The 7,339-nt window shown below is 47.9% G+C and carries 9 protein-coding genes and 1 pseudogene; 9 read left to right on the plus strand and 1 reads right to left on the minus strand.

Annotated elements, in window-relative coordinates; translation table 11 throughout:
* The first annotated feature begins 114 nt into the window (after positions 1-114).
* The 5 genes from J3482_RS18865 to J3482_RS18880 all read left to right on the plus strand — a co-directional run bounded on the left by J3482_RS18865 (position 115) and on the right by J3482_RS18880 (position 3,298).
* On the plus strand, positions 115-525 hold the full coding sequence (locus tag J3482_RS18865) for a GNAT family N-acetyltransferase (RefSeq protein WP_206922936.1): 411 nt from the start codon (positions 115-117) through the stop codon (positions 523-525).
* A gap of 262 nt (positions 526-787) precedes the next feature.
* Positions 788-1,417, plus strand: a complete 630-nt coding sequence (locus J3482_RS18870; protein ID WP_206922937.1) for a class I SAM-dependent methyltransferase — start codon at positions 788-790, stop codon at positions 1,415-1,417.
* A 231-nt stretch (positions 1,418-1,648) separates the two neighbouring features.
* Positions 1,649-1,933 carry a DUF6431 domain-containing protein gene (locus J3482_RS21920; protein WP_369123484.1) on the plus strand — a complete coding sequence of 95 codons (285 nt, stop codon included), beginning with the start codon at positions 1,649-1,651 and terminating at the stop codon, positions 1,931-1,933.
* A gap of 297 nt (positions 1,934-2,230) precedes the next feature.
* Complete coding sequence (locus tag J3482_RS18875; RefSeq protein WP_328702760.1) at positions 2,231-2,701, plus strand: NUDIX hydrolase; 471 nt, start codon at positions 2,231-2,233, stop codon at positions 2,699-2,701.
* Between the two features lie 135 nt (positions 2,702-2,836).
* Positions 2,837-3,298 carry a GNAT family N-acetyltransferase gene (locus J3482_RS18880; RefSeq protein ID WP_206922938.1) on the plus strand — a complete coding sequence of 154 codons (462 nt, stop codon included), beginning with the start codon at positions 2,837-2,839 and terminating at the stop codon, positions 3,296-3,298.
* 177 nt (positions 3,299-3,475) lie between these two features.
* Here the strand turns inward: J3482_RS18880 and J3482_RS18885 are convergent, their stop codons facing one another.
* Complete coding sequence (locus J3482_RS18885; RefSeq protein WP_206922939.1) at positions 3,476-4,018, minus strand: GNAT family N-acetyltransferase; 543 nt, start codon at positions 4,016-4,018, stop codon at positions 3,476-3,478.
* Between the two features lie 486 nt (positions 4,019-4,504).
* Between J3482_RS18885 and J3482_RS18890 the strand changes: the two are divergent.
* From J3482_RS18890 to J3482_RS18900, 4 genes and pseudogenes are all read left to right on the plus strand, one after another.
* Positions 4,505-5,590, plus strand: a pseudogene (locus tag J3482_RS18890) (IS256 family transposase); the annotation flags it as partial.
* A 280-nt stretch (positions 5,591-5,870) separates the two neighbouring features.
* Complete coding sequence (locus tag J3482_RS21365) at positions 5,871-5,996, plus strand: hypothetical protein (protein ID WP_268884592.1); 126 nt, start codon at positions 5,871-5,873, stop codon at positions 5,994-5,996.
* Between the two features lie 215 nt (positions 5,997-6,211).
* Positions 6,212-6,451, plus strand: coding sequence for a hypothetical protein (locus J3482_RS18895; protein ID WP_206922941.1), 240 nt, complete (start codon positions 6,212-6,214; stop codon positions 6,449-6,451).
* Between the two features lie 107 nt (positions 6,452-6,558).
* Positions 6,559-7,146: a GNAT family N-acetyltransferase gene (locus J3482_RS18900; RefSeq protein ID WP_206922942.1), complete on the plus strand. Its 588-nt coding sequence runs from the start codon at positions 6,559-6,561 to the stop codon at positions 7,144-7,146.
* The last annotated feature ends 193 nt before the right edge of the window (positions 7,147-7,339 follow it).

Consider the following 7,339-nt stretch of genomic DNA (forward strand, 5'->3'; position numbering starts at 1 on the left):
TCCGTACCATGATTTCGCCGTGTTCGCTAACAAATCCACCAAATACTTGAAAACATGCCCCGGTCAATGACCTCAATCACCTAATCGTCGAAATCCGGGTTAAACGTTGATGATGTGTACCCTTTGGTACTTGAAAGTGAAAAGGAGGGGTTTCGTTTTGTAAGGCGACTCTACGATGAGTATGTAAATGGAGCAAATCGGTTCGACCGTGACGGAGAGGCATTGTTCGTTGCCCATACGGGTCAAATCGCTGGAATCTGCGGACTAAATCAAGATCCATATTCACTATTGGCTAGCGTGGGCAGGGTTCGCAGACTGTACGTGCATCCTGACCTTCGGAAATTTGGTGTGGGCAGAAGGTTGGTATCTGGCGTTATTTTGGAGGCAAAACGGTTTTATGCCACCCTGACACTTAGAACAGATAATCCAGTGGCTGACCAGTTCTATCGTGGGCTTGGATTTTCGACGGTTCATGTCCCTGAAAATGCAACTCATCGACTTTCGCTGAATTCAGACAACGATTAACCATCGCATCGTGTTAACAGTGACAGATTCTTGGACATCAGCTCGCCCTCATACGCATGGATATACACTTTCAGCGTGACCATGTTCCGACGCTCTCGGGCAGAAGAGCGACGGAAGAAGCGTAATACATACCCTGTGACACGGGAATTATTGTATAATTCAAAACATCCGATAAATGGGGTGGTTGCCATGCTTTGTACCAACGAGATTCGTCTGTTTACTATATCCAAAGACCCATTACACCTTGGAAGGGGAAACTTCTTTGACACGAACTGCCGAGGAAACCAAAAAACTTTTTGACACATGGGCTTCAACCTATGCTCGTGATTTGGAAAATGCCAACGGTATCTTAGAAGGATACGAGACAAGTATTGATACTGCCGCTGAAGTGTGTCCAGTGACTCATGACATACTACAACTTCTCGACATTGGTATTGGTACGGGGAATTTCGCCCAACGCTTTGAAGCGAAAGGTGCCGTCATTTCTGGAATTGACCTTTCGGAAGCAATGATCGAAGAGTGCAAGAAACTCCACCCGAACTATGAACTGAGAATGGGTACATTTCAAACAATACCGTTTGCTCAGAACAAGTTTGATGTCGTCGTATCAAGTTTCTGTTTTCATGAAGTTTCACCAAGTCAAAGACTTGATGCATGCAGGGAAGTCAATCGTGTACTTCGTAACGGGGGGCATCTCTGTCTCCTCGACATTATGTTTGCGTCACATTCGGCAATGGCAGAAGCCAAGAGCCACATGCTGTCGCACTGGGACGATAGCGAGGATTATTCACTGGTCGGCGACTTGAGTGAGAATTTGTATGCGTCTGGTTTTCATTCCGTGCAGTGGGTTCAGACAGGACGCCTTCATTGGATCTGTTTAGCGTATAAATAATCAATGAACGGGGCTGTCAAATGACGGCTCCGTCGATTGTTCTAGTGTTTCTGCTAGCGCATAACGCCCGAAAGCTGACGGGATTGCCTGTCCAATAACTGACGTTTATCATGTCCTTATCCTGGGAATGGAAAAGGACGCCCCCTATGCTTGGCACTGTATCGAGCAGTGCCAAGGAGACGTCTCCAACAAACGTATGGTGAGTATATCCAAAATTTAAGCTGGTTTGGAATGAATGCAAATGCGTTTTTTGTTTGGAGTGAGGACTCTGTTCCCTGTCCCTGTTGCCAGAGCACGCTGAGTGTAGCAGGTAATAGGACGAGAACATGCATTCAAAGCTCGGGAGCACACATCAAGCTCGTCATTTGCAGAATGCGGTGCAAGCAGTGCCGGCGTATTCATCACGAATTGCCATACATCCTCTTTCCATACAAGCGCTATGACCGCCAAAGCGTTGAGCAGATGGTTACGGAACATACGCCCGCAGTAGCGGCAGACGAATCCACAGAGCTATAGATTACGGGAAAAGGTGAGAGTCGGCGTTTATGGCGCCCCACGAGAAACTGTGACGACATCCTGATTTAACGCCGCCGGGTGGGTCAAAATTAGCCCGGAGAAATGGGTCAAATTAAATCCTGCGTTGACACATAACAGGTAGTGCGCATATCGGCGATAACAATATTGATGGGTGCTTGCATGAACATGCAATGTGCAGCGATACAACCGTGCCCAGTTATCGTTAAGCAGAATAGGATACCTATTCTGGTTTGGACTATACTTAGCACAAAACTCGCGCCCCAAAGGAGAAAAATCGTGGCAGATTATATCCGAGAAATTCGATCATTAGTTGGGCACACAAAAATCATCATGGTTGCGTGTGGAGCATTAGTCTTTGACGGTCAGGGTCGCATTCTCCTCCATAAACGTGGAGGCAACGGGTATTGGGGGTTGCCAGGAAGTTACCTGGAAATCGGTGGGATATTCGAAGATGCTGCTCGACGTGAAGTACTTGAGGAAACAGGTCTGCGGCTCGGAAAAATGGTTCTGTTCGGGATTTATTCGGGAGTAAAAAACGAATGGACTCATCCGAATGGTGATCAGGTCGCAAATGTGCTCATCGAGTTTATATGTAGAGATTACGAAGGTGAATTGGCACAAACAACGGAAGAATCCCTAGACGTCCGGTTTTTCCCTCTGGAAGAATTACCAGTTAAGTTGTTCCCAGGTCAGAAAGAAATATTTGAAAATCTATTGTCTAGTAAACTCACTCCAATCATTTCGTAAGCCCCGCCTTCAAGTAAAGAGTGCATTGACCGAGAAGAAGGTACGGCAACAAATGCATGAATATTCGGTTTTACTAACCTAGTGTTGTGTCTCTATGGGACAGGAATACGCTAAAAAAGTGGGAGTTATCGGGCGATGGATGGTTTTCAAATTCGATGTTTACTTTCTGAGGAACAGTTCCCCATGTCACTGCTTATGCTTGCAGACCCTTCGGAAAAATCAGTTGAGAGCTACATTCACCGTGGGTATTGTTTCGTTGCCGAATCAAACAGTGAAATCATTGGGGTCTATGTGCTTATTGATACACGTCCACAAACTGTTGAGCTAGTGAACGTTGCGGTTGCGGAAGAAGAACAGGGTAATGGAATTGGGAAACGACTGGTTCTTCATGCAATTGAGAGAGCAAATTCCATGGGATATAAAACGATTGAACTTGGTACAGGGAACTCTAGCGTTGGTCAGTTGGCTTTGTATCAAAAATGTGGTTTTCGTATTGTCGGTGTAGACAGGGATTTCTTCACTCTCCATTACGATGAACCGATTTATGAAAACGGAATACAGTGCCGTGACATGGTTCGACTTGCTTTAAATTTATAAATGGATTCAAAATTTCTTCTGTCAACGGGAGCACATTCCCAAGGCGGAAACGCCTGTTGTTCTGCGTGACAATACGGTGTTCAAGTTATAGCTTTATGAGGTAATCGGGCAGGTTTGTACGAGATACAGACACTCAACATACAAGCAGCCACCCTGGGCGGGTGGCTGTCCGAATCATTATTCGTCGAAGTCCTGACGGACGAGCCCCATGATGATTACATCTGCTGGTTCCCCTTTGACAAGTGTTGCTTTGCGAAGTCGTCCTTCAATCTGAAAGCCTACTTTTTCATATGAACGGATGGCCCGTGTGTTCCCATCCCACGTATCGAGTTGAATCCTGGATAATGCAAAACGCTGGAACAGAAATGTGCAGAGCGTCCGTACGGCGTCGGTGCCGAGACCACGCCCCCAATATTGCTTGTTCCCAATCGTAGCACCGATCACTGCTGAACCGACAACCAAATCAACATCCCGATAGTCCACTGTGCCAATAAACTCGTCGTCTTCATTCACAAAAATCCCGAAAACCCCATTTTCCCGAGGGTTGTTCTCCAAATACATGGGATCGTATGACTGCATGAATGCCTCTTCTGGTGCAGTGTATGCGTATGGTTCTCCATATGCGTAGTAAGAAACTTCAGGATCTACCTGCCATTCGTACACCTTTCGAAACTGGTCACGTGAAATAGGCTTAAGTTGAACAAGGTTTCCCGCTATCATGTTTTACCTCCTACGTTGTCGGAGGCATATCTGATGCTCACCCAGAATGAGGATTCCCTCATAGCTCAGAGAACGTCTCCGACTATAAGTCGCCGATTGCTTCCAGACAATTTTTTTTTGTTCATTGCGTATGCCATAAAACGCCACTCCTTCACTTGGGTATATCTATTATACACTGACCGGCTGGATTGCTTTGAAAGAGTGCCTCTTCCTCAGGTAACGGAGGCTGATCCCGAAGAAGGATTCACTCCCGTGTGTGCATAAATATCTAACGAGGAGTTTTCTGGGTTACGTCGTTATCGGACAGGCTAATCCAATATGAAGTCAATCGAACCGATTGTATAATGATGGTATAAGAGACAGTTTAGTCCGTGTAATTGGTGTAAATTCAGTGGCCGCACTGGGTGACTTAACATGAAAAGTGCCACCTCGCCCCTCTGGTAGAATGAGTTTGCCGAGAACAAATCTACTAGGAGGAATACGAGAATGGCACAGTACAACATTACCGTGGACGATGATGTTTTGAAAGGGCTGTTTTCTGGGGATAAGGGGATGGCACTGTTGCTGGAGCAGGTCCTGAATCAAGTGTTGCATGCGCAGGCGTCTGAGCAACTTCAGGCGGAGCCGTATGAGCGTTCTGAGGAGCGCCAGGGCTACCGGAATGGAACTCGCCCACATCCTCTGACGACCCGCGTGGGCACGATGACGCTACGTGTACCGCGTCTGCGTAACGGCAACTTCTCCACGGAACTGTTTGCACGTTATCAGCGTAGTGAACAAGCCCTGCTACTCGCACTGGTGGAGATGGTCATCCAGGGTGTCTCCACTAGGAAAATCACTGCGATCACAGAGGAACTGTGTGGCGCGGAGTTCTCGAAATCCACCGTGTCCGACTTGTGCAAACGTCTTGACCCCATCGTCCAAGCCTGGAATGGCCGGAACCTAAAGGATAGACGCTATCCATTCGTACTGGTGGATGCGATCGTTCTGAAGATTCGGGAGGATGAACGGGTTCGTTCGAGAGCGGCGATGATCGCAACCGGCGTCAACGATGAGGGATACCGTGAGATCCTTGGCATCATGCTCGGAGACAGCGAATCCGAAGCGAGTTGGTCTGAGTTCTTCACGTGGCTCAAACGCCGTGATTTGCGAGGTGTGGACATCGTTGTATCCGACAGTCACGGCGGACTCGTGAAGGCGTTGCAGGGGCAGTTTCAAGGCGCAACGTGGCAGCGATGTCAGACGCATTTCATGCGCAACTTTTTAGACGCGACGCCCAAGCATTTGCACGATGAGCTGTATGGAAAGGTGCGGGCCATCTTAGACGCACCGGACGTGGAGACCGCGCGGTTGCTGCTGAATCAAGTCGTTGCGGAGTACGGGGAGAAGGCGGCGAAGGCAATCTGGATCCTCGAGAACGGATTCGACGACATTACGGCGGTCTTGTCGTTGCCAGAGCGCTACCGGAAGCGGCTGCGGACAACCAATGGCATGGAGCGGCTGAACGAGGAGATTCGGCGGCGGGATCGGGTGATTCGCATCTACCCCAACCGCGATTCTGTGGTACGTGTTTGTCGTCGAGCAAAAATACCCGGATTCATCGCCAGCGTTATGTCAACAGAATTCCCAGCAGAACCAGGGCGCTTTATACGGAGAGGCGGGCATGATAGCCTGGTTCGGCGCTGAAATCTTTGCTGCAGCGCGCATTTCGGCCTACTCATGCCCGTAGAGGCTCCGTGTCAAGTGCCCGACGAATTACCAGTTTGTAACGATTATTTGGGGTAAGCCAGCTTGACGAAAGTGGGTAATCGAGCGCGATATAAAACAGGTACGGCTGATTGGCGCGTTACTCATGGAGATGGACGAGAAGTGGCAGTCGGGGCACAAGTATCTCGACATGGCGGAGTATGTCGCGTGGCGTGAGGAGCAACAACGAAAGAAGGCCAAAGTGGCGAAGAGGGTCAGTCAAATCGGTTGACATAACTCGAAACTACCGAGGGACGAATTTACACCACATTTAGGACTTGATCTGTTAGCAGCAAGTTTCCTGGGATAAAAATCAATAAGAGTGCTCGCGATGAAGAAAACAACAAAGGGACGTTGGGCGCTCTACTTCGTGTAGTCAAATACGTGCTTGATGGATACCATGCACAACTGCAGATATTTGAGCCAGTAGTGGCAGGACTGGTAAGAATGGCAGGTAAGACGTCGGGTATCCCTCCACAGAAACAATGGAACATGACGGGTGGGCTGCCGCATGCGCTACTTGACGTCGGAGTACTGGGCAACCCAATGACTGGCGCGTACGCATTATACGCGGTCGCAGGTCGCGATTTAGAGAGTCGGGAATTGAATCAAGGTGCGGATTATCTTGCGGCGGAATTCATAAAGTCGCTTTATGATACGTGGGGACCTGAATTAACGGAAGATTAATGGTTGCATGAAAATACATTCGAATTTGACTGTCCCTACGGCGTAAACGGGCAGTTTAATCCAATATGACCGCTACATAGATATCCAATAGGAATGAGAGGTGTAAAATGGTGGAACTGGCATCGGGTGATTTGAAAATCCGCCCACTTAGGGATGAAGATGGTCCTATACTTCACAAGTGGCTCAATGACTCACGTGTTCTCGCCTATTATGAAGGGCGGGACAAACCGCATGACATGGACATGGTACATAAAAAATTTCTTAGCAAGACTGATTTAAGTCGTGTTCTTGGTTGCTTAGTTACATGGAGAGGTTCGCCTTCGGGATATGTTCAGGTCTACCCTGTAGTAGGCGAGGAATTGACGTTATACGGATATCCGCAGAGTAGTCGGATATACGGCATGGACCAATTTCTTGGAGAACCTGATTTGTGGAATCAAGGGATTGGAACTTTGCTGGTCCACACGGTGGTAGACTGGTTATTTCGAGAGTGTAAAGCTGATCGAGTGGTCATGGACCCACGGGTTGAGAATACGAGAGCGATACACGTTTACGAAAAATGTGGCTTTCGAAAGGTAAAACTGTTGCCGAAACGGGAACTACACGAAGGCAAGCATCATGACTGCTGGCTTATGGAGATTCAAGTACAAGGGCTAACTGGCTATACTGCAGAATTCAACCCTGGGAATGTTTAAATATACATTGACGCTATTCGTATCTTATCGTACTTAGGGGCAGATATCGCCAATAACGATCCTCTCTGTTTTTTTGAATAATGCTAAAATGATGGCCTCCTCGCTGTTTTAGGTGGGTAAGTCAAAAGACAACTTCCCCAGTAAGAGGTAAATCATAGAGATATAGTTCTCGACGTTGCGGTATCCCTTTGCT

Source organism: Alicyclobacillus suci (genome assembly GCF_017329615.1).
GTDB classification, from domain to species: domain Bacteria; phylum Bacillota; class Bacilli; order Alicyclobacillales; family Alicyclobacillaceae; genus Alicyclobacillus; species Alicyclobacillus suci.

Coding starts and splice junctions, on each gene's coding strand:
- J3482_RS21920 (WP_369123484.1), top strand. CDS start 1,649: ATGAATGCAAATGCGTTTTTTGTTTGGAGTGAGGACTCTGTTCCCTGT.
- J3482_RS18880 (WP_206922938.1), top strand. CDS start 2,837: ATGGATGGTTTTCAAATTCGATGTTTACTTTCTGAGGAACAGTTCCCC.
- J3482_RS18885 (WP_206922939.1), bottom strand. CDS start 4,018: ATGATAGCGGGAAACCTTGTTCAACTTAAGCCTATTTCACGTGACCAG.
- J3482_RS21365 (WP_268884592.1), top strand. CDS start 5,871: ATGGAGATGGACGAGAAGTGGCAGTCGGGGCACAAGTATCTCGACATG.
- J3482_RS18895 (WP_206922941.1), top strand. CDS start 6,212: ATGGCAGGTAAGACGTCGGGTATCCCTCCACAGAAACAATGGAACATG.
- J3482_RS18900 (WP_206922942.1), top strand. CDS start 6,559: ATGGTGGAACTGGCATCGGGTGATTTGAAAATCCGCCCACTTAGGGAT.